The sequence below is a fragment of the Nitratiruptor sp. YY08-26 genome (assembly GCF_016593215.1).
Lineage (GTDB): Bacteria > Campylobacterota > Campylobacteria > Campylobacterales > Nitratiruptoraceae > Nitratiruptor > Nitratiruptor tergarcus.
The window spans coordinates 1,837,389-1,858,240 of sequence record NZ_AP023063.1 but is presented as its reverse complement, the minus strand read 5'-3'; the positions used below and the strand labels follow the sequence as shown (position 1 = coordinate 1,858,240).

Annotated in this window: 22 protein-coding genes; 19 read left to right on the top strand and 3 right to left on the bottom strand. The window is 38.5% G+C overall.

The window, feature by feature from the left end; genetic code table 11:
- The first annotated feature begins 5 nt into the window (after nt 1-5).
- The 5 genes from JG738_RS09980 to JG738_RS09960 are packed head-to-tail and all read left to right on the top strand — an operon-like array spanning nt 6 to nt 4,085.
- The gene (locus tag JG738_RS09980) at nt 6-1,502 is read left to right on the top strand and encodes an OprD family outer membrane porin (RefSeq protein ID WP_201337743.1); all 1,497 of its coding nucleotides are present in this window, start codon (nt 6-8) and stop codon (nt 1,500-1,502) included.
- The gene (locus tag JG738_RS09975; RefSeq protein WP_201337742.1) at nt 1,502-2,377 is read left to right on the top strand and encodes an MBL fold metallo-hydrolase; all 876 of its coding nucleotides are present in this window, start codon (nt 1,502-1,504) and stop codon (nt 2,375-2,377) included. Before JG738_RS09980 ends, JG738_RS09975 begins: the two co-directional genes overlap by 1 nt.
- Nucleotides 2,374-2,742 carry a thioredoxin family protein gene (locus JG738_RS09970; RefSeq protein WP_201337741.1) on the top strand — a complete coding sequence of 123 codons (369 nt, stop codon included), beginning with the start codon at nt 2,374-2,376 and terminating at the stop codon, nt 2,740-2,742. Before JG738_RS09975 ends, JG738_RS09970 begins: the two co-directional genes overlap by 4 nt.
- Nucleotides 2,739-3,170, top strand: coding sequence for a DsrE family protein (locus tag JG738_RS09965; protein ID WP_201337740.1), 432 nt, complete (start codon nt 2,739-2,741; stop codon nt 3,168-3,170). The genes JG738_RS09970 and JG738_RS09965 overlap by 4 nt, the downstream gene beginning before the upstream one ends.
- A 9-nt stretch (nt 3,171-3,179) precedes the next feature.
- Nucleotides 3,180-4,085 carry a DUF302 domain-containing protein gene (locus JG738_RS09960; RefSeq protein ID WP_201337739.1) on the top strand — a complete coding sequence of 302 codons (906 nt, stop codon included), beginning with the start codon at nt 3,180-3,182 and terminating at the stop codon, nt 4,083-4,085.
- A gap of 33 nt (nt 4,086-4,118) precedes the next feature.
- Here JG738_RS09960 and JG738_RS09955 read toward each other — a convergent pair whose 3' ends face one another.
- Genes JG738_RS09955 through JG738_RS09945 form a run of 3 tightly spaced genes read right to left on the bottom strand, consistent with a single transcriptional unit; the run spans nt 4,119 to nt 6,078 of the window.
- Nucleotides 4,119-5,153, bottom strand: coding sequence for an Mrp/NBP35 family ATP-binding protein (locus tag JG738_RS09955; protein ID WP_201337738.1), 1,035 nt, complete (start codon nt 5,151-5,153; stop codon nt 4,119-4,121).
- Nucleotides 5,154-5,161: 8 nt separating this feature from the next.
- Nucleotides 5,162-5,515 (bottom strand): hypothetical protein, encoded by a 354-nt coding sequence (locus tag JG738_RS09950; RefSeq protein ID WP_201337737.1) that lies wholly within the window; start codon nt 5,513-5,515, stop codon nt 5,162-5,164.
- Nucleotides 5,512-6,078: a hypothetical protein gene (locus tag JG738_RS09945; RefSeq protein ID WP_084274906.1), complete on the bottom strand. Its 567-nt coding sequence runs from the start codon at nt 6,076-6,078 to the stop codon at nt 5,512-5,514. The genes JG738_RS09950 and JG738_RS09945 overlap by 4 nt, the downstream gene beginning before the upstream one ends.
- 258 nt (nt 6,079-6,336) lie before the next feature.
- Here JG738_RS09945 and JG738_RS09940 point away from each other — a divergent pair, with 258 nt between their 5' ends.
- The 14 genes from JG738_RS09940 (at nt 6,337) to JG738_RS09875 (ending at nt 20,847) form a co-directional block, all read left to right on the top strand.
- Nucleotides 6,337-7,464, top strand: a complete 1,128-nt coding sequence (locus JG738_RS09940) for a sulfurtransferase (RefSeq protein ID WP_201337736.1) — start codon at nt 6,337-6,339, stop codon at nt 7,462-7,464.
- Between the two features lie 11 nt (nt 7,465-7,475).
- Complete coding sequence (locus JG738_RS09935; RefSeq protein ID WP_201337735.1) at nt 7,476-10,373, top strand: molybdopterin-dependent oxidoreductase; 2,898 nt, start codon at nt 7,476-7,478, stop codon at nt 10,371-10,373.
- A gap of 12 nt (nt 10,374-10,385) precedes the next feature.
- Nucleotides 10,386-11,513, top strand: coding sequence for a 4Fe-4S dicluster domain-containing protein (locus JG738_RS09930; RefSeq protein ID WP_084274903.1), 1,128 nt, complete (start codon nt 10,386-10,388; stop codon nt 11,511-11,513).
- The gene (locus JG738_RS09925) at nt 11,510-12,727 is read left to right on the top strand and encodes an ethylbenzene dehydrogenase-related protein (protein ID WP_201337734.1); all 1,218 of its coding nucleotides are present in this window, start codon (nt 11,510-11,512) and stop codon (nt 12,725-12,727) included. The genes JG738_RS09930 and JG738_RS09925 overlap by 4 nt, the downstream gene beginning before the upstream one ends.
- On the top strand, nt 12,724-13,137 hold the full coding sequence (locus tag JG738_RS09920; protein ID WP_084274901.1) for a hypothetical protein: 414 nt from the start codon (nt 12,724-12,726) through the stop codon (nt 13,135-13,137). Before JG738_RS09925 ends, JG738_RS09920 begins: the two co-directional genes overlap by 4 nt.
- 83 nt (nt 13,138-13,220) lie before the next feature.
- The gene (locus tag JG738_RS09915) at nt 13,221-13,796 is read left to right on the top strand and encodes a molecular chaperone (protein ID WP_201337733.1); all 576 of its coding nucleotides are present in this window, start codon (nt 13,221-13,223) and stop codon (nt 13,794-13,796) included.
- Entirely contained in the window at nt 13,783-14,817 is a 1,035-nt protein-coding gene (locus JG738_RS09910; protein ID WP_201337732.1) for a 4Fe-4S binding protein, read from the top strand. The genes JG738_RS09915 and JG738_RS09910 overlap by 14 nt, the downstream gene beginning before the upstream one ends.
- The gene (locus tag JG738_RS09905; protein ID WP_201337731.1) at nt 14,817-15,683 is read left to right on the top strand and encodes a VWA domain-containing protein; all 867 of its coding nucleotides are present in this window, start codon (nt 14,817-14,819) and stop codon (nt 15,681-15,683) included. Before JG738_RS09910 ends, JG738_RS09905 begins: the two co-directional genes overlap by 1 nt.
- Nucleotides 15,680-17,176 (top strand): VWA domain-containing protein, encoded by a 1,497-nt coding sequence (locus JG738_RS09900; RefSeq protein ID WP_201337730.1) that lies wholly within the window; start codon nt 15,680-15,682, stop codon nt 17,174-17,176. The genes JG738_RS09905 and JG738_RS09900 overlap by 4 nt, the downstream gene beginning before the upstream one ends.
- The gene (locus JG738_RS09895; protein WP_201337729.1) at nt 17,157-18,227 is read left to right on the top strand and encodes a BatD family protein; all 1,071 of its coding nucleotides are present in this window, start codon (nt 17,157-17,159) and stop codon (nt 18,225-18,227) included. Before JG738_RS09900 ends, JG738_RS09895 begins: the two co-directional genes overlap by 20 nt.
- Complete coding sequence (locus JG738_RS09890) at nt 18,206-19,123, top strand: MoxR family ATPase (RefSeq protein ID WP_201337728.1); 918 nt, start codon at nt 18,206-18,208, stop codon at nt 19,121-19,123. Before JG738_RS09895 ends, JG738_RS09890 begins: the two co-directional genes overlap by 22 nt.
- Nucleotides 19,120-19,917 carry a DUF58 domain-containing protein gene (locus JG738_RS09885; RefSeq protein WP_201337727.1) on the top strand — a complete coding sequence of 266 codons (798 nt, stop codon included), beginning with the start codon at nt 19,120-19,122 and terminating at the stop codon, nt 19,915-19,917. The genes JG738_RS09890 and JG738_RS09885 overlap by 4 nt, the downstream gene beginning before the upstream one ends.
- Nucleotides 19,918-20,271 carry a hypothetical protein gene (locus JG738_RS09880; RefSeq protein ID WP_201337726.1) on the top strand — a complete coding sequence of 118 codons (354 nt, stop codon included), beginning with the start codon at nt 19,918-19,920 and terminating at the stop codon, nt 20,269-20,271.
- Between the two features lie 228 nt (nt 20,272-20,499).
- The gene (locus JG738_RS09875) at nt 20,500-20,847 is read left to right on the top strand and encodes a hypothetical protein (protein ID WP_084274892.1); all 348 of its coding nucleotides are present in this window, start codon (nt 20,500-20,502) and stop codon (nt 20,845-20,847) included.
- Nucleotides 20,848-20,852 lie beyond the last annotated feature (5 nt).

The following is a 20,852-nucleotide window of genomic DNA, read 5'->3' as shown; positions in this document are numbered from 1 at the left end:
ATGGTATGAGATTATTAAAATTGAGCTTGGTAGCAGCAGTATGTATAGCAGGTGCCACAGCAACAACCGCAATGGCAAAAGAGAAAAGGACACTTAAAGGTAATATGACACTCAAATATAGTGTTTTGCCAGGTAAAGCTGAAACTTTGAGTGAAATGTTTACAAAAGGGGAGTGGTACGGGAGAGTTCGCTTCAACTCCTTTCTTTGGGATTGGGATACAGAGTATGCAGGAAAGACAAAAGATAACTGGGCTATGGGAATTGGTGGTAGCTTAGAGTATAAAACTGCATACTGGAATGGACTGGGAGCAACTGCAGCTTTGTATACTTCTCAAAATCCATGGCACATGGACAAAGATGAAGTGAAATTTGTTAAAGCTGGAAAAGATACTTTTTCAAGATATAAAGTTAAAAAAGATGGAACTTTTGGAATGACGGTTTTGGCACAAGCCTATCTTGAGTATAAACGAAACAAAACAAGCCTTAAAGTTGGACGCCAGATTTTTGAGAGTATGCTGACAAAAAGCAATGATACAAAGATGATCCCAAATACATTTGAAGGGTACAGCCTTACAAGCAGATATTTTAATGGTACAACAATTAAGCTTGCTTACTTTTTAAAGCAAAAACTGCGTGATCATACATCTTTTCATGATGTGATCACTTTTAAAGATGCAAGTGGTGAGAGCTGGGCAAATAATGATGATAGTGCAATCAATAAAGCTTTAAGTTATGCAAACTTTGTGGCTGCTGGCAAAGATGCTAATCATGATTTGATTGTTGCAGAGATTGCAAACAAATCTCTTGTTCCAAATCTTAAAATCAAACTCAACTATACTATGGTTCCAGAAGTGGTGGCTCTTGGTGGAATTGAAGCGCACTATAAAATTCCTTTGGGCGATTATAATCTTGTGCCTGGATTTCGATACATCAAGCAGTGGGATAGAGGTGCAGATGATATAGGTGCTCTTGGTGTTGCAGTTGCAAACCTCAAAGGCAAAGGTGTAGGATACGATGATCCAGGCAGTGTTGATAGCTCTATCTGGATGGCGCGACTTGATCTTAAGGCCAAAAACAAAATCTGGTGGGCAAGAGTTGGTTACTCAAAAGTAGCAGATGATGCAGATATCATTGCTCCATGGCGTGGGTTTCCAACAGGCGGATTTACAAGGGCAATGGCGCAATATAATTGGTATGCAAATACGAAAACTTGGATGATAAGGGGTGTAGTCAATTTGGATAAAGCAGGTGTTGTTCCAGGGCTTAAGGCAAGTTTGCGCTATGCAATGCAAGATTTTGATGATGATAAACCTGGTGTACAAGCAGATAGCAATATTATCCATTTAGATTTAGTTGAAAAGATCAAATCTGTTCCCGGACTCTATCTCAAGTTTAGAACAGGTATTGTGAGCGGTGATGATGATACTATAGCAGCGGATGGAAAACTTAAAAAAGATCCATCCTATAATGAATATCGATTTGAGATTAATTACCTCTTCTAATGAGAGCAATACTTATTCTTTGTGCCTGGCTGGGCATAGCTCTTGCCTGGCACTACGAGCTTCCTCCAGTAAAGGTAAGTGAGGGAGTAGTCTGTTTTTTTGGCAAGAATGAAATACCTACACCCTCTAATGGTGGAGCAATTTGTAACAGCTGCTATATTGATGAAGGGAACCACTGGATCGTTTTCGATCCTGGCCCTACTGCACTTTTTGCTAAAGAGGCGTATGCAAAGGTGGTCGGGGACAAGCCAGTAAAGATAGTGCTTAATTCTCATGGTCATGATGACCATACTCTAGGTAATGCTTTTTTTACAAAAAGCACTATCATTGGAGCTGAAGGGATCGAAGCTTTTATGGAGCCAAGGCTATTGAAACGGTTGAATAAAGAGCAGCTGCAGGGCAGTTTTTTAAAAATTCCTGATCTGCTTTTGAGCAAAAAAGCAAAAATAGCAAGCAAAAAGAGAATTGAGCTTTATGTAGTGGAAGCTCATACGAAAGCGGACTTAATCGCCTATATGCCAGAGCAAAAGATTCTCTTTGCTGGGGATGTTATCTTTACAGAAAGGCTTCCATCCATTCTGGATGGGAATTTACAAAAGTGGATAGCAGTGTTGGAGTGGATAAAAAAGCTTCATCCTCGCATCATCATTCCAGGACATGGCAAGAAGTATGGACCAATGGCTTATGCTATGACGCTCAATTATCTCAAAGATCTCAAGGCAAAAGTAGCAAAGGCTCTCGAAGATGGTGTAGAGTATGATGAGGTAACGAAAGTAGTGGATATGAGCAGGTATAAAAATTTGGCTTTGTATAAAGAGCTCAATAATCTCAATATTTTAGCGGCTTACCAGCAGCTGGAGATGGAGATAGAATGAAAAAAATTTTTTTATTGATTCCATTGATTATGTTTGGAATAGACTACCATTCATACAAAGATGCAGTTAAAAAAGCAAAAGAGTTGCATAAGCCTGTGATGATTGAGATTACGTCGAGCCATTGCCACTATTGTAAATGGATGGAGAGTACTACTTTGCAAGATAAAGAGGTCGTATCTTTTATTCAAAAAAACTTTATTCCTGTGCGCATTGATGTGAGCAAAGAGGAGATTCCTAAAGGAATAGAGTATAGTATGACACCAACTTTTATTTTTATGGATCCAAAAGGGAGAATTATTAAAAAGATTCCTGGAGCTTGGAAAAAAGAGGATTTTTTGAAGATCTTAAAAGAGGTGAAGGAATGAAAAAGATAATAGCCCTTCTTTTTGGAGCGCTTTTACTCCTAGCTGATACAGAGTTTGCTGAGCCAAAACCAAGTATAGACAATCCCAGAAAAATTGTCTTTCCTATTACTCATGGGGATGATGAATCGATCAATCACGTTTTAAGTTCAGCTAATAACGTGATGAAGTTTTATGGGCCAGAAAAGGTAATGATAGCGATTATCTGCTATTCAAAAGGTATTCGTACACTGCTAAAAAAAGAGAAGAAGATTGCCGCAAGAGTACGAAGTCTCATGACGTATGATGTAGAGTTTATTGCTTGTGGCAATACGATGCGAACAAAACATATAAAAAAAGAGGATCTTATCGAAGGGGTGGAGATCGTTACTGCCGGTATAGTGGAGCTGGTAGAGCGAGACCTCAAAGGTTGGATCTATATACGACCATAAGGAGAGAAGATGAAAAAGATACTATTACTACTTGCTATGGCGCTTTTTGTATTTGCCAATGAGGAGATAATTCTTTTCTCAACTACACAAAAAGTAACGCCGGTACAAATTGAAGAGACTTTTCAAAAGGCGGGATACTCTATTCAGCAAAATAGAGATATGAATGGGCCTTATAAAAAGCAGTTCAAACAGACAGATTTTACAATTTATAATCTCTTAACAGTCTACTATCCAAAAATTGCTATGGATCTTGTCTTGCAAGAGCCAGATAGTGGAGTATTTGCTCCTTTTAGTATTGTCATCTATCAAAAAAAGGGTGAGAAAAAGCTCTATGCAGGAGTACTGAGCGCTAAGGCTAAAGCGAAAATTTTGGGACTAAAGTATAGCGATAAACTATTAAATGAACTGGAGAAAAAAAATATTGCAACTTTGAAAAAAGCTCTACCAAATGCTAAACGAGAAAAACTTGGTTACAAACCACAACCAATAAAAGAGAAGCTTCTGACAAAATATAGCTTTGAAGTAGAGGATAGTGAGGCATTGGATACTAAAGATGAACTTGAGATGATGATTGAAGATGGTTTGAAACCTATTGGATTTGTTATGGCAAATTTTAATGATTTTAACTATGATCTCAAAGAAGCTGAAATAAAAGATTTTATTTTCTATGATACCTATTCACTCTGTAAGCTTAAAGTAATCTACAATATCTCAAAGATTCGCCCAGAAGCTGGAGTTTTTGCACCATGTACAATGGCAGTGTATCAAAAAAAGGGAACAAATAAGATGCATATTGTTTTTCCCAATATTTTCAACTGGATTGCAACGCTTCATATAAAAGATCCAAAAATTATCGCGATTCTCAAAAAAGCACAAAATGATATGATTGATGTTATTGAAAATGCCTTGCCGTAATCGGAATATACAATAATGCAGCAAAATGCTGCATTATGTGAGATTGAACTTTGTAGTTTTGAGAAGATTTTCTACAATTTCTTGATAATATGTTTTATGCCTTGCTTCTCCCATAGCTACAGGAGGCATTCCCTCATCACTGAGAGAGCGGATCTCCATTTCCAAAGGGATCTGCCCTAGAAAAGGTATATCATATTGGATACTTAGAGCCTTTCCGCCATCACTACCAAAGATGTCGTAGCGTTTTCCGGTATCTGGGGTGATAAAGTAGCTCATATTCTCAATAAGTCCCCCAATATGTACACCAATATCTTTAAACATCATGATGGCTCTGCTGACATCGTCGGCTGCAACCATTTGAGGCGTTGTAACGAGAACTCCAGCAGTAATTGGTAACTCTTGTGCCATGGTAAGCTGGATATCACCAGTGCCTGGTGGCATATCGATGACCAAAAAATCCAGCTCTCCCCAATCAACATCTTCTAAAAATTGAATCAAGGCACTTACTGCAACGCTGCTACGCCACACAAGTGGAGTATCTGGACTTGGGGTTGTGAGGCCTACACTCATGATTTTGATGCCAAAATTTTGGCTTGGTATTATCTTGTCATTATCGCCCCAGCGAAGCTTTTCATGCTCGACCCCTACCATTCTCGGGATATCAGGACCATACACATCTGCATCCAAAAGACCTACTTTGTACCCTTTTTGCGCTAAGGCAATAGAGAGGTTAGTACTCACTGTACTTTTTCCAACCCCACCTTTACCACTTGTCACAGCTATAACATTTTTTGCATAGGGTGCTCGGTTGTTAGGATTAGCGGTAGATCCATAATGTATATTTTTTTTGGGTTGCGCTTTAAGCTTGACTTCTACTTCATACTCTTTGAGTAGATCCTTGATAGCTCCTTCTATAATAGGAAAGGCTTCCTGGTTAGCAATATTGAGAGTAATAGTAATAGTGTTGCCATTTTTCTTTATTGCATCTATTGTACGCAGTTCAACTATATTTTTATCAAGTCCAGGATATTTGACTGCTTTAAGTTTATTGAGTATCTCTTTTTTCATCTCTTTCCCTATTCGTAAGGATTCATACGGGCACGTTGCTGCAAAAGCATCAGTGTTGCACGAGTTTTTTGTATATAGCTACCTATGATATTTTGTGCGTAAGGGTAACGATTTGCAAGAGTAGTGTACTCTTGTACACGGGAATTGAGCAGCTTTGTGAAAGCGGCTATGAGTTGTACCATTTTATTCTCTTCCATCGCTTTTTTGAGAAGTGTTTTGAGCATCTTCTCTCGGTCAGCCAAATCGAGATCTATGCCAATTTCTTGGGCAAGTTGCTGAAACTCAAAGTTTGTAATATAGCTGCCATTGTAGTGGAGTGCTAAAATTTGCTTTTCTAAAAGAGAGAATCCTTGCTGTCTCATGCTAGCTTCTCCAGGCGTAGTTGTGCTGCTTTACTGACATCTTTATCAACATCATCTGCAAGTTTTTGGAGAATCTCTTTTGGAGTTGCAGGATTTTCAGCCACACGCAGTCTTACTAGCTTGTCTGTATCTTTAGCAAGCTCTTCTAAAATCTCTTGTGGAGCATTTGGATTGCCGCTAATCCCATCTCTTACAATCTTTTCATCCTGCATAAAAGTATAGAGGCATGTGGTTGGGGTATTAGGATTTGTAGCAACTAAGGCGCGTACAAGATTGACGCTATCCTTTGCTAGTTTTTCTAAAATCTCAGCAGGAGTGTGAGGATTTTTCGCTACAGCCCATCGACTTCCCATATCTGGTACTTCACTGAGCGCAATAAGCAGTTCAGTCATGATAGGACTTTTGCCTTTTTCTCTATCATATACACTTGTTCTCAGGCTCAAATTCATAGCTACCATACCTACAATTTCCATATCGTTGTGAAACTCCTCAAAAATCTCTTTCACTCTTTCTAGAGAGAGATTTTTATCTTCTAATAGTTCTAAGGCTTCTTCCCTTTGCATTGTGTCCCTTTTTCCTTTTTTGATTATAGTAGCAAAATTTATATATCAATTTTATTTTTTTGTCACATCAAATATTTTGAATCAAAATAGAATAATGAGTATATACTAACCATTTTTATTTAAAATTGTGACAAAATCATATAGCTGCAAAAACGTTAAGCCCCAATTAAGTTGCTCTATTGTTATAATGAAGTGAAATGCATGAAAGCCCGAAAAATCGGGTATAAGTGCGCATGATTACTTTTATAAGGAGTTATAATGAAGAGGTTCATTCAAGCCCTTTTGGTGCTTGCCTTCATGGCTGGTGCTTCTTTTGCAAAAGAGCAGTTGACAATTAGCGCAAAAGAGGCCTATAAGCTTATTGGCAAACCTGGCGTGGTGTTTGTAAGTGGTGACAGTGAAACTGCCTTTGAGAATGGTCATATCAAAGGTTCAGTCAATATGTACGCACACCATCTGCACCACTCAGATATTATGGGGCGTATGCATTGTGCACCATTGTTTCAGTGTCCAAAAGATGCAGCTCATCTATTAGGAACACTTGGTATTAGCAATGACACAACGGTGATTGCGTATGATAACTGGAGAGGGCCAAATGCAACTGGTGTTTTGGCATTTATGAAAAGCTATGGACACAAAAAAGTCTATGTTCTTGATGGTGGAGTTGATGCTATAAAAGCACTCGATCCAAATCAAAAAAAATATGATGAGCTCAAAGCTAAATCTAAAAAGATCAAAAAAGCGTATAAAAAAGCAAAAAAAGCTGGCAAGATGGATGAGTACAAAAAGCTCAAAGCCGAATATAAAGCTATAAAAAAAGAGATGAAAAAGCTTGCAAAAAAACTCATTATCCAAAGAGGTATCAAAAAAGTAGATCTTGGGCATGGTCACTATGCTTATATGTGTCCAGAGAGTGAGAGAAAAATTACTCCAACAGAGTATCACATGGATCCAAAAAAGTTTGATTATAGCTGGGTTGCAGGAAAAGATGAGGTCTATCATGCAGTACTAGATAGACTCAAAAAGGGTGATAAGAGTAAATATGTTGTTATTGATACAAGAAGTATGATTGAGATTATTGGCGAGAGAAAAATGGATAATGTTGCTCGCGGTGGACATATTCCAACTGCAAAATTTATTGAGTGGAAAAATATCACAGATTTCAAGAGAAAACTAAGTTTTAGAGATAAAAAAGAGTTAGAAAAGGTCTTCAAAAAATATGGTGTAACGAAAGATAAGGTCATCTATGCTTACTGCCAAGTTGGTACGGGACGAGGTTCAGATATCATAACAGCACTGAAACTTCTTGGGTATCCAAATGCAAAAGTGTACAGCGGTAGCTGGGATGAGTGGGGCAACGATATGAACTTACCTATTAGACGATAAGGAGAGGGTGTATGAATACGCAAAGAAGAGATTTTCTTAAAATTTCCGGTGCTACAGCAGCTCTTGTGGCAAGCAGCGGAAGCCTTTTTGCCAAAACAGATGTTGTCAAAGTAGAGAATGGAAAGCATAACTATCCAAATACTACTTATACTGAGCAGATGTACCGCAATGAGTTTGGTTTTACATACGGGAAAAAAGAGGAGCATGGTTACGCATATCACTGTGTAAACTGTCAAGGTAACTGTGCTTGGGAAATTTGGGGTAATAATGGTGTAGTTACTCGTGAAAATCAAAGTGCGAGGTATCCACGCATTAACCCAAAAATTCCTGATTTTAACCCTCGTGGATGTAATAAAGGAATTCAGCATTCACAAGTAATGTATGAAAAAGATCGCATCCTCTATCCTATGAAAAGAGTAGGTAAAAGAGGAGAGGGTAAATGGAAGCGAATTAGCTGGGATGAGGCAGCAGAGATCGTTGCACAAAAAATCTGGGATGTTATGACAGATCCTAAAAAAGGTCCAGAGAGGCTTATGGTACATGCTGGAACAGGTCTTTTGACTGAGGGTAGACGTGGGGCACCTCTTCGATTTTCTACGCAACTTGGTGCATACAGAATCTATCCTGCATCCTACCTAGGAGATATGTTCAGTGGTGCAGCAGTTGCTTATGGTGAAGGAAATGTTGGATGTACCTATGATTTTATGTATACAGTAGATACTGCAGTATTTTGGGGAGGTAACCCAAGCGTATCAAGAATTCCTGACGCACACTTTGTATGGGAAGGAAAATATAACGGTGCAAAAGTAATTGTTATTACACCAGAATTTAATGGCTCGGCAAAATCAGCAGACCTATGGATCCCAATTAAGCCTGGAACTGATCAATTCTTGGCAATGAGTGTTATGTATGAAATTATCAAAAATAAAATGTATAAACCAGGATTTATGAAGATCTATACAGACCTTCCATTCTTGGTAAGATTGGATAACAAAAAGCTTCTTCGCCGCATAGATATTGAAGATCCACATAATGAAGAAGAGCATGAGCATTATGAAGCGCAATTTTATACAATGAACAAGAAAACTGGCAAAATCGCTTTGATGCCAGGAAGTGAAGGAAGTGAGCATAAAACACTCGATATCAAAGAGCGCGGAATTGATCCAGAGCTTGAAGGAGAGTGGGAAGTAACGCTTAAAGATGGTAAAAAAGTTAAAGTAACTACTGTTTTTGAGATTTTGAAGAAAAATGTAGAGCAGTTCTCACCAGAAAAGACTCAAGAGATTACTGGAGTGCATCCAGATACTGTAAGAGTTTTGGCAAAAGAGATAGCACTTCCAAAAGTTGTAGAGATTACAACTGGATTTAGTTTGAATAAATACTTCAATGGTATCCTCAATATATGGAATATCGCATCTATCTGTGGCTTGACTGGACGCCTTGGACCATATGGTGGTCTTAACACTGAAAATGAATTTAGCTTAAGTGGTTTAGGTGCACTCTCTGGTTTTGGTGGAAAATATAAACCGCGCTTTGGATCTGGATTTGTAGGTGAGTTTGTCTTTGGTGATGGAATGGATACATTTAAAAAATATTTCAGTGACGAGGATGTGAAGCGAGCTACTGGTGGAAAAATTAGTAAAGATGAGTATATTAAGATTGTAGAAGAGGCTCTTAAAGCTGGAGAAGATGGAAAAGATAGAACTGAAGAGGAAGAATATTACAAACCTTGGTGGACACCAGAAGTGGCTGTGATTGTTGCAGACTCTAAATTTAGACGTAATAAGGGGAGCGAATATCGCAAAGCATTCCTCAAGAAAACGAAATTCTTCGCATATGTTGACTATAAAATGAGCGAAGCAGCGATGTTTGCTGATGTTTTGCTTCCAGCAAAAAGTCACTATGAAGTGTATGATATTAGAACAAGCCCAGGATACCATCGCTTTACTAACCTTGCACAACCACTTGCTAACATGAAGCCAGTTGGGGAAGCGAAAGATGAATGGAGTATGTTTGCATTCCTAGCAAAAAAACTAGAAGAAATAGCAAACAGACCTGAAAACAAGAAAAAAGCAAAAGTCCCAGATAGCAAAAAGTATGCAAGAACTGGATATAGAGATCTAGCAAACTTCTATAAAGAGTATACTAATACTGACGAAGAGTCTGAAGCGGCGATGGAGCCATATTTGGGAACAGATAAACTTGCCGTACAAGCAGCACTCGAAAAATGTGAGCAGTATGCACCTTGGACAATGGAGAAGATGTATCAAGCAGGTGGTTTCTTACAGCTTAATGAAAAAGCTGCAAAGTTGAGTCCACTCTATGCAGATAGACCATACAATTCTGGTGAGTTTACACTCTTTAAACTTGAGCCGTTTGAAACATTAACAGGAAGACAAACGTTTTATGTAGATCATCCAACATATTTGAAACTAGTCAATGGTACAAACTATGCTCTTAAACCACTTGCGCCGCAAAGCAAGAAAAACCCATTTATGCTTATGACACCGCATGCAAGATGGTCAATACATTCTAACTGGAAAAATAGTAGAACATTGCAGCGTCTACAAAGAGGTGTACCTTATGTTGCAGTGAATAGAAAGATTGCCCAGATGAAAGGTATCAAAGATGGTGATACCATCAGAATCTTCAACGAGCTTGGTGAATTTTATGCTATGGCAAAAGTGAGCTCTTCTGTAGCTCCGGATACTCTTGTTATGGAACATGGTTGGGAGCCATATCAATACCTCTTTAATAAAGGGCACAATGAGGTAGTTCCAATGTCACTCAACCTTCTTGAATTAGCAGATGGTTGGGGACACCTCAAATTTGGTGGTCTTTGGGATGGTAACCAGTATGCCTATGATGGGGCAGTTGATATTGAAAAATCTACGAAGTTTACATATTAATAGGAGCGTGGCATGTCTAAAAGACAACTAGCAATGGTAATGGATCTGAATAAATGTATCGGATGCCAAACCTGTACAGTCGCATGTAAAACACAATGGACCAATAGAAATGGTCGTGAATATATGTACTGGAACAATGTTGAAACATATCCAGGCGATGGATATCCAAAAAAATGGATGGAGCTTGGTGGTGGTTTTGATGCTGCAGGCGATCTCCAGCCTGGCATCATTCCAAATATTGAAGCAGATTATGGTGTGCCTTGGGATTACAACTATGAGTCACTTGCAGAGCAAAATTTATTGAGTGATAAACCAGAGCCTGGTTTTAGACCAGACCAAAGTCCAACATGGGGACCAAACTGGGATGAAGATGAGGGAGCAGGTAATTTCCCAATGGACAACTACTTCTTCTATCTTCCACGGATTTGTAACCACTGTTCAAATCCAGGATGTCTTAGCGCTTGTCCAAGAGATGCAATCTTTAAGCGAGAAGAGGATGGTGTAGTTTTAGTGGATCTTGATAGATGTCAGGGATACCGCTACTGTATCGCGGGATGTCCATATAAAAAGATCTATTTCAATCCAAAAATCTCTAAGAGTGAAAAGTGTATTCTCTGTTTCCCAAGAATTGAGCAGGGACTTCCGCCAGCCTGTGCGCAGAGCTGTGTTGGTCGTATACGATTCGTAGGCTTTTTGGATGATGAGGAGAGTCAAGTTTATAAATTGGTACATAAATATAAAGTTGCATTACCACTCAGACCAGATTACGGCACACAGCCAAATGTTTACTATGTACCGCCAACAGAAGCGCCACCAAAATTTGATGAAAATGGTAAAATCATTGAAGGCAGCAACAGGATTCCTATTGAAGAGCTAGAAAAACTCTTTGGACCAGCAGTACATGATGCTATTAAAACAATCAAAGCTGAGCGTGAAAAGCGCAAAAAGACAGGAAAATCAGAGCTTATGGATATATTGATTGCATATCAGCATCAAGATATGTTTAGACTCGACCATAATTACTATGTAGAAGTTGCGAAGAAGAAAGGTATGAAGCCACTGCCACTTGTTGATGAGAGATATGTGGCTGGAAAACATACAAAACCATCTTCAATATCTCATTTTAAGGTGCACGCATGAGAAGAGTAATAACATTTACAGCAGCCCTCAGCTTGGCTGCAGTAACGGCAATGGCTGGAAATGTGGTAACCGCTGTTAAGGTTAAGAGTTTGAAAAATCTCAAATGTGGTGCAAAATTGATACGTAAACATGCAAAATTTGTACCTGTAACACTCTATCCACAAACTACTGTCAAACTTAATGACAAAAAGGCACTTGAGCTTAACAAAGATGCAAAAGCAAAAGTGGCTGAAGTAGCAGCATTTACTGATGGAAAAAATGTAGCAATCATTATGCGCTGGCCAGATAAGAGTAAAGATGTTTACAAAGGTTACGAAAGCGACAGCTATCCAGATGGATTTGCTGTGCAGTTTGCAGCAGATGCAAGCAACCCGCAAAAGCTTCCGTATATAGGTATGGGAAGTGATGGCAGACCTGTGGAGATTTTCATTAGAAAAGCTTATGACCAAGGAGTATATGAGCCAAATGGCAATGGAGATGTTGCACATCAAGTAAATGAGCACAATACCAATTATTTTGGAAAAGGGCTTAAAAAATTTAAAAAAGAGGTGAAAAAACTTGGAGTACTTCCATATCAAAGAGCCTTTGTGAGCGAAGGCTTTCGCAGTATGACGGAAATCAAAGATGGAAGCGTTAACTACCGCACTGATATGCACTATGTGAACAAAAAAGGTGGTATGTGGGGAGGCATGGTTGTGAAGCCTCTCAAAGATGCTTATGCAGCACCAAGCAAGAATGAGCTTGCTGTGGCTGTAGCAGCATGGGATGGAAAAGAGCTGCAAAGAGATGGTCTCAAAAGACTTTCTAGCTGGATTGCTGTCAAACTTCCAGGTGCAAAAAACAAAGCTTTAGAAGCAGTTGTAACAGAAAAAGCCAAAGGCGATGTTGCTAATGGAAAGAAAGAGTTTGAGACTAATTGTGCAAGCTGTCACCGTGACAGAAATTTCCAAAATGCTCCTCTTTACATGGCACCAGGTCTTGAAAATATAGGTGGTCAAGCGACAGCAGCATATATAAGAGAATCGATTCTTGATCCAAATGCGGTTGTGGTTCCTGGATATAATAGGAATGCTCATCCAAACTTTGCATGGTATACAGTGGATGACAAAGGTAACAGAACTTCAACTATGCCACCATTTAACTATCTTGATAAAAAAGTGGTAGAGGATATCGTGGCATATCTGCAGACACAAAAAGCGGAGGTTGCAAAATGAAAAAAATAGCGCTTTTAGCCCTTGTGGCTGCTGGCATGCTTTTTGCTAGCAGTGGTGAAAAGGGTGAGTTTGAGAAAAAAGGTTTTTTGACAACAAAATGGTGTGCGCAAAACGATCTTTTTGCAGACTGTCGTCTCGAATCTTACCATTGTGGTAGTGAAGGGTGCTATCGCAACTGGGTTCCTGGAGAACCAGGAAAAACAGAGATAGTACTTTATGTACATGATGAAGGAAAAATCTATGAAATTAAGCCAAGTGGCGTGCATGTGAGTGAGCTTTTGGAAAAGGCTGCAAATCGCAACGAGGTGACAATCATTGGTAAACTAGAGAGTGATGGTAAAACTATTGAAGCTATGGAGTTTAAAGCTCCACCACCTCCTAAAAAGTCTTTCTTTAAAGGTTGTCTCTAATTCCAAACCGCCTTGGGCGGTTTTGGCTTTTAGATATGAAAATTCGATACAATTGCTAAAATTTTTATATCTAAAGGGTTTGTGTGGACAATAAAGCAAGAGCATTTGTGTATGCATTTTTATCAAGAGTGTTTGAAAAAGAGTTAGGAAAAAAAGAGATTGAAGATCTCAAAAAGAGCCCCGATCTCCTTGCAGCTATTGGAGAAGAGACAAAAAATTACTTCAATGCTACTGATACACAGGAGATAGAGGAGGCTCTCAATATCGATTTTAACTCCCTTTTTGTAATAAATTCGCAACCAGTCGAATCGCTTGTTATTGATTCAACCGGAGAGATTTTGGTGGGACTGCAAAATCCTGTTATGTTCTTCTATTTTGAAAATGGGTATGAGATAGATATGAACCGCACAGAAATCTTAGCTCCCGATCATTTGGCTATAGAGTTTGGATTTATGCAAAACCTAGCATATAGAGATGAGGACAAAACTGCACTTAAATTTTTGCAAAATCATCTTTTGCAGTGGGTGCCTCCCTATCTCTTGGCGATGCAAAAAGTTGCACAAACTCCTTTTTACAAAGATATCTGTGACTTTACTATAGATTATCTTTTTAATGACTATGAGCTTTTACGTAAGGAAATAGGTGATGATGGAGTATAAGCAAAAAGGAAAGCTCTTTACTTTTGATCTGCTTAAATGTTTGCGTACTGACTATTTTCATAATGACTGTAAAAACTGTATGGAGATCTGTCCTGAAAATGCATTCTATTTTGATCGCAAACGTTTGAGTGTCGATTTCGATAAATGTACTAACTGCTCTGTATGTCTTGGTATCTGTCCAACTGAGGCTCTTACTTTAGATTTTTTTAACCCAAACGATTACATACTTAAGAATGAGACACATCTTTCATGCAAAAAAGATATACCATGTTTGAGTGTATTTTCAAGCGAGCACTTCATCACTATCGCTTTGCGTCATGGCACTTTAAGCTGTGATCTTTCACATTGTGAGGGGTGCCATCTCAATCCAGAGAATAAGACACTTCACTCAATCCGTGAGCGACTTGAAGAGGCTAAGCGATTTTTAGATGAGAGTGGTGCAGAAGCTGTTATGGAAGAAAAACCTTATCAAGAGGATAGAAGAGGCTTTTTTAAAGCGATTTTTAGTGCAGCTAAAGAGGTAGCACAAGAAGAGAAGCTCTCCTCCTTGCAAAGCGATCTCAATAGAGTCCCTTTGAAGCTCACACTCTTGAAAAACTCTTTAAAAAAAGCGAGCAAAGATCTTCCAAATAAAGAGGTAAGCACTGCGTATAGCTTTTTTGGCAATAAAAAGATTGATGAGAGTTGTACAAATTGTGGGGATTGTGTGCAGTTTTGCCCTACAAATGCGCTGTTTGCTTCGAGTGAGGGAGATGCTATCTGGTTTATTGCAGGTAAATGTATCGATTGTGCAATATGTAACGATATTTGTAAACCAAAGTCGATTACAGATGCGCAGGCTCTCGATCTCGTAGCCTTTGCTTTTGATAGAGGTGAAGAGCTGATTCATCACCAAATTGAGATTTGTAGTGAGTGTAAAACCCCATTTGCCTATAAGGGTGGGGAGATGCTGTGTGACCGCTGCAAAAGTTTTGTAGATGAGTTTGCTGATATATTTAAACTTGCAAGTGATATGGAGTAATGCACTTTAGTTTTGAATACCCTTTTACATTTTTTCTGCTTTTTATACTTTTTTGTTTTTTTCGCTGCAAAAGAGAGTATTGTAAAATCTATTTTGCAAAAACTAACTTCTTACCACGTACACTTTTAAGCAAAGATTATCTCCCTCTCATTATCGCAGCTCTTTTTATCACCGCCCTTGCTTCACCATTTACCTATTTGGCTTTTGCAAAGAGTGGAAAGAAGGGGCGTGATCTTGTGCTAGCTATCGATGCAAGTGGTTCTATGGGAGGTGATTTTGGTCAAAGAAGTAAATTTGACACTCTCATAGATCTTGCACGCACCTTTATCCAGCACCGTTATGATGATAATATTGGGGTTGTGGTCTTTGGTACTTTTGCATACCCTGCAAGTCCAATAACATACGATACCAAAGCACTGCAGTTTTTATTAAACTATCTTGAACTCTCTATTGCAGGCAATAATACAGCCATAGGTGATGCGATTATGGAAGCGGTGAAGATGCTCAAAAAAAGCGATGCAAAAGAGAAGGTCATTGTACTCTTTACAGATGGTTACCACAATAGCGGAAGTATCTCACCAAAACAGGCAGTAGAAGAGGCAAAAAAGATTAAAGCCAAAATTTATACTGTAGGAATTGGAGATGAATTTGACAAAAAACTGCTTGAACGTATCGCCAAAGAGACAGAGGGAGAGAGTTTTAGTGCAAAAGATGAGAAGGCTTTGGCTGCAGTAATGGAACGCATTGATGAGCTTGAAAAGAGTCCTCTACGCAGTGGCGTCTATATTGATAAGCATACCCTCTTTCCTTGGATGGGAACTCTTTTAGTGGGACTGCTTTTGTTGGATATAAGGCGAAAAATATGAGTTTTTTATATCCCTCTCTCCTCTTTTTTGCAGTACCAGCACTTTTACTCACCTTTTTAATAAAGAAAAAACGCGTAAAACTTCCATTTAATCCAAAAATTGTTATAGCAAATCAGAGTATCAATTATCTGCTCTTACCCTTTGTTCTTGCTTTAGTTATAGTTGCACTTGCTAGGCCAGTTCTCAAAAAACCGCTTCTAGCGCAAAAATCAGCCCAGCCACTCTTTATAGCTATCGATTTTTCCAACTCTATGCGTGCTGAAGGGCGACTTGAAAAAGCAAAGAGGATCGCACTTGATTTAATACAAAAAACCCCTTTTAAAACTTCTTTGCTTATTTTTACTACCAATCCACTCATTATCGCTCCCCCAACAAGTGATAAAGAGGCATTAAAAATGGCATTAAAAAGTATCAATCAAGATGCAATTTTGACAAAAGGCACCGATTTTGCAAAACTGTTGGAGTTTGTAGGAGAGCTTGAAGGGAAAAAGAATCTTGTTATTATCAGCGATGGGGGAGATTTTAAAGATCCATCAACATTGGAAAAAATAGCGAAAAAGCATGATATAGCAATATATAGTATTGGTGTTGGAAGTCGCAGTGGAGCACTTATTCCAACACGTGAAGGATATCTTAAAAGTGAAGGCAAGCTTGTAGTAACAAAACGCAATCCCAATTTTGAAAAACTTGGAAACTTTTATGATGAGCAAAATTATCTTGCAATTGTAGATGATATTGATAAAGAGCTGAGCCAGCAGCAGCAAAATGAGATTGTAGAGCTTTTTTGGATTCCGCTCTTGATCGCATTTTTGCTTTATTTACATGCCTATACCACACTTTTTGAAAAGCTCCGTACAAAAAAACTTTTTCTTCTCTTTTTGGCCATAGGTGTACATGCTTCTTTATTGGATGAATTTGCACTCCAAAGAGGCTATAAGCAAATAGAAAATCACCAATATAGTGATGCTGTGCAAACTCTCTCTTCAATACCCTATCTTGAAGCACGCTATGCTTACGCGGTAGCGCTCTTTCATCTTGGAAAAATTCCTGAAGCTCTTAAAGTTTTTAAAACAATACAGAGCAAAGATCCAAAGGTAAAAGCAAAAATCTATTACAACATAGGCCTTTGCTATGAAAAGATGAGAAAGTATGAAGAGGCGCTGCGCTTTTTTATCAAAGCCTGCCAACTGCAAAGAGATGGAAAATGCCTCAAAAAAATAGAAGAGCTTGCTTTCAAAAAAAATCAAAAAAAACAGCTTCTCCCCTTTGCAAAGCAAAAGATCGTGCCAAAGGCAGGAAAAAAAGGTGAAAAGAGCAAGCAAAAAAGTGGGGGAGGATCCAATATCAATCTTGCTGTACAAAGTGGGAGTGCGCAAGGGGGCAAGAAGAGTAGGGGTGGGAGTCTTAGCAAAAAAGGAGAGGCACACCCTGTCAGCTCAAAAGTGTATGAGTTAATTAATAAAGGATATATTGATGAGAAGCGTCCTTGGTAGTATTCTATTAGTTATTGTGCTATTTGGCGCAGATGTGCAAGTGAGCACTACCACGCCATTTTATAAAGAGCCGGTACTCCTTACATTTACATATAGCGATCCGGAGCCACAAAAGATTGTTTGGGTAAAGTTTTCTCCCGTTAAAGATCCTGCAATAGAGAGCCACTTTCTCAAAAAAACAGTAAATAGAGGATCGTATACATTCTCTTATCTCCTTTTTCCTCTCAAAGAGGGCGAAATCACAATGCATTATACATTGAAGGTGAAAAAGTCGGCTGTGGAAGTGATTCAACAAGATATTTTAGGCACAGGATATGAGCAGACAAATCCAATAGAGGGAAAAGTATATACCATCGATGTAGCACCTACAATATTACATGTAAAGCATGTGAAGCCAGTAGATCTCTATGGTGATTTTCATATTACATTGGATGTGGATAAAAAGAAAGTGGAGAGTTTTGAGCCACTCTATGTGACTGTACGGCTGCGAGGTGTTGGATATGTACCACAACTAGAAGATCCTTTGCAGATTCCTGGAGTAAAGATTCTCAAAGATAAACCTCAAAAGAGTGTGCAGTTTACTCCTAAGGGAGCTGAAGTTGATTATATCTTTCGCTATGCGATAATAAGTGATCATAACTTTACGATTCCAGCACTGCGGTTCAAAGAGTTTGATTTTGCTCGCTATAAAGATCTCACAACTCATGCATACACAATTACAGTTATTCGCCCAAAAAATCTTGTAGATAAGCAGGATAATCCACCAAAAATAGAGCCAATTTTTGAAAAGTTTCAAGCAGTTTTACTCTATGTTGCTATTTTTTTTGCAGGAGTGCTGAGTGGGATAATTCTTTATTTACTATGGCGAAGAAAAGAGATAGAGGATATTTTGCTCGCACGCAATCATAACGAGCTCTTAGCACTTTTGGTAGTACGCTATCCTAACTGTTTTGCAAAGGAGAAAGAGGCGCTTGAGCGTGAAGAGAATCTACAAAAAATCAAAAAAGAGATTATCAAAGGATTGAAACAATGCAAATCATCCAAGCACTAAAAAATGAAGTAAAAAAAGTTATTGTTGGTCAAGAAGAGATGCTTGATGCAATCATTGTTGCACTTTTAAGTGAAGGGCATATACTATTAGAAGGGATGCCGGGGCTTGCAAAGACAACTACTATTAAAACTTTTGCCCATGTTGTTGGCTTAAAATTTCAACGTGTTCAGTTTACTCCCGATCTCCTCCCAAGCGATATTATTGGAGCCAATATCTACAATCCTGCTGAGAGTAGATTTTATGTAAGAAAGGGACCGATTTTTACAAATCTTTTATTAGCAGATGAGATTAATAGAACCCCTGCGAAGGTGCAATCAGCTCTTTTAGAAGCAATGCAGGAGCGTCAAGTCACTATTGATAAAGAGAGCTACAAGCTCGATGAGCCTTTTGTAGTCATGGCAACGCAAAATCCTATTGAGCAAGAGGGCACCTATAATTTGCCAGAAGCGCAGCTTGATAGATTTATGATGAAGATCGTGCTTACATATAATACAAAAGATGAAGAGTTTGAGATTCTTAATAGAGCTGAAAAGGGATTTGCTGCAGATTTAGAGCAAGTTGTCAAAAAAGAGGATCTCTTGCAAGCAAAAGAGCAGGTGAGCAAAATTTTTATTGATGATGCGCTTAAGCGTTATATTCTTGATCTCATTTTTGCAACCCGCAAGCATCCTGATCTCTTTTATGGAGCAAGCCCAAGAGGAAGTATTGATCTGCTCAAAGCTGCAAAAGCAAGAGCTTACATGCGTGGGAATGATTTTGTAACTCCAAGAGATATTTTAGAGATGGCCAAGCCGGTACTTAGGCATCGGGTGATACTCAGTTATGAGGCAAAAGCGAGTGGTAAAAGAGGTGATACAATTTTAGATGAGATTCTCACAAAAGTGCCTGTGCCATGATTGATACACTCATAATAAAAACGAAAAGAGATGTTTTTAGTAAAAGCAGTGGAGTTTTTAGTTCCTCACAGCTAGGAGAGGGGTTTGATTTTTATGAGATGCGTGAATATAACTATGGAGAAGATGCAAGAAAAATAGATTGGCTTGTAAGTGCCAAACTGCAAAAGCCGTATGTGCGCATCTATCAAGAGGAGAAATTGCGCAATATTGTACTTGTTTTTTTGCTTGGAGGCTCACTCTATTTTGGATCTAAAAGACTTAAAATCGAAACTCTTTTAGAAGCCTTTTTGCTCATTGCTTTGAGTGGTATACGTATGGGAGAGAGAGTGGTAGGTGTTGCTGATACAGTGCAACAGCTTCGCGATATTTTCACTGTAGAGCAGTTTGCAAAAGATGTAGCAGCAAGAAAGCTTCTTGGTAGGAGTGTAACACTCGATCTCCAGTCGCTCTTTTACTCAATTCATGAAAAATCACTTGTAATCTTTTTAGGAGATTTTTTAGATCCCATAGATTTACGCCTCTTTGCTGCAAAACATGAAGTCATTGCCTTAGTAGCAAGGGATTCTATAGAAAATGCCTCGTTGCATGCTGCATGTGAGGTTGTGGACTGTGAGAGTCTTAGTGAAAGAAGTGTAGTTTTTCATAAAAAGACTCTTAGCTCATACCGCTCTAATATACAGCAAGCTCTTGAACAAAATTTTAAGGAGTTTCAAAAACTCCATATAGACTATCTGGAACTGTATGATACGGATGAGGTTTTTGGAAAATTAGCAAAATTTTTTATAGGAAGATAGATGGAGTTGCTTCCTTTACCACCCTTTCATCATGCTTTATTGTTTGGTGTGTTAGGAATTTTTATTATCGGGATTGTTTGGATATTGATGCGAAGAAAAAAGCGAGAATCTCTACCAAAACTACGCAGCAAAGAGGATATTTATACCTTTTCTAAGCAGTTGCAGCTTCTTGGAAATGATGCAGAGATCCAAAAGCTTTTACAAGATTTAGCCCAATATAAATACTCTCCTCATCCTCCAAAACTTCCAAAAGACCTGCGCAAAAAGGCACTTGCTCTTTACAAAAGACGCTTCCAAGCTCAAAAACAGAAAGGCTTTTTACAACTTTTGCAAGCATTAAAAAAGAGGCATTGACTAAACAGACCCAACAAGAGTGTAAATTTTTTACCACTTCAAAAAGTTCAAAGTGCAAAAAGTTACGCTGCCCTTCAAGTTCGATGCACTTTTTAATGCTTTTTCTTGGTTAAACTTACAACTGTTTCACTCTATTTACTCAGTACAAAAATATTGATATGTATCAATGACATTCCTGTGACACACCATTATAATTAGGAGTAAATTTATCTTAATTAGGAGGTTGCTATGGAAGTTATTCCACAGGATGCACAAAAGGTCGAGGTTGAAGGAGCAACGGTAGATTTTTATAAATTTCAAAAGGATGGTGTTACTTATTACGCTTTTGATACTTCACGTTGCGGTCCTCCTGAGCCTATGGTCAATGCGATGGCAGGACTCAAACTCATTACTTCACCAGATGTGAAACTTATAATGATTAATCACAAAATGCCTATGGGGCTTTTGAATAAGATTGAAGAAAACTTCAATATAGAAAAAGAGAATCTCGATGATGGAAGAGTGAAACTGGTTTTTAGTTATAAGCCAGGAGCGAGCGAAAAAGCAGATCTTGCAGATAGCGCCTGTCACGGCTAAAAAGG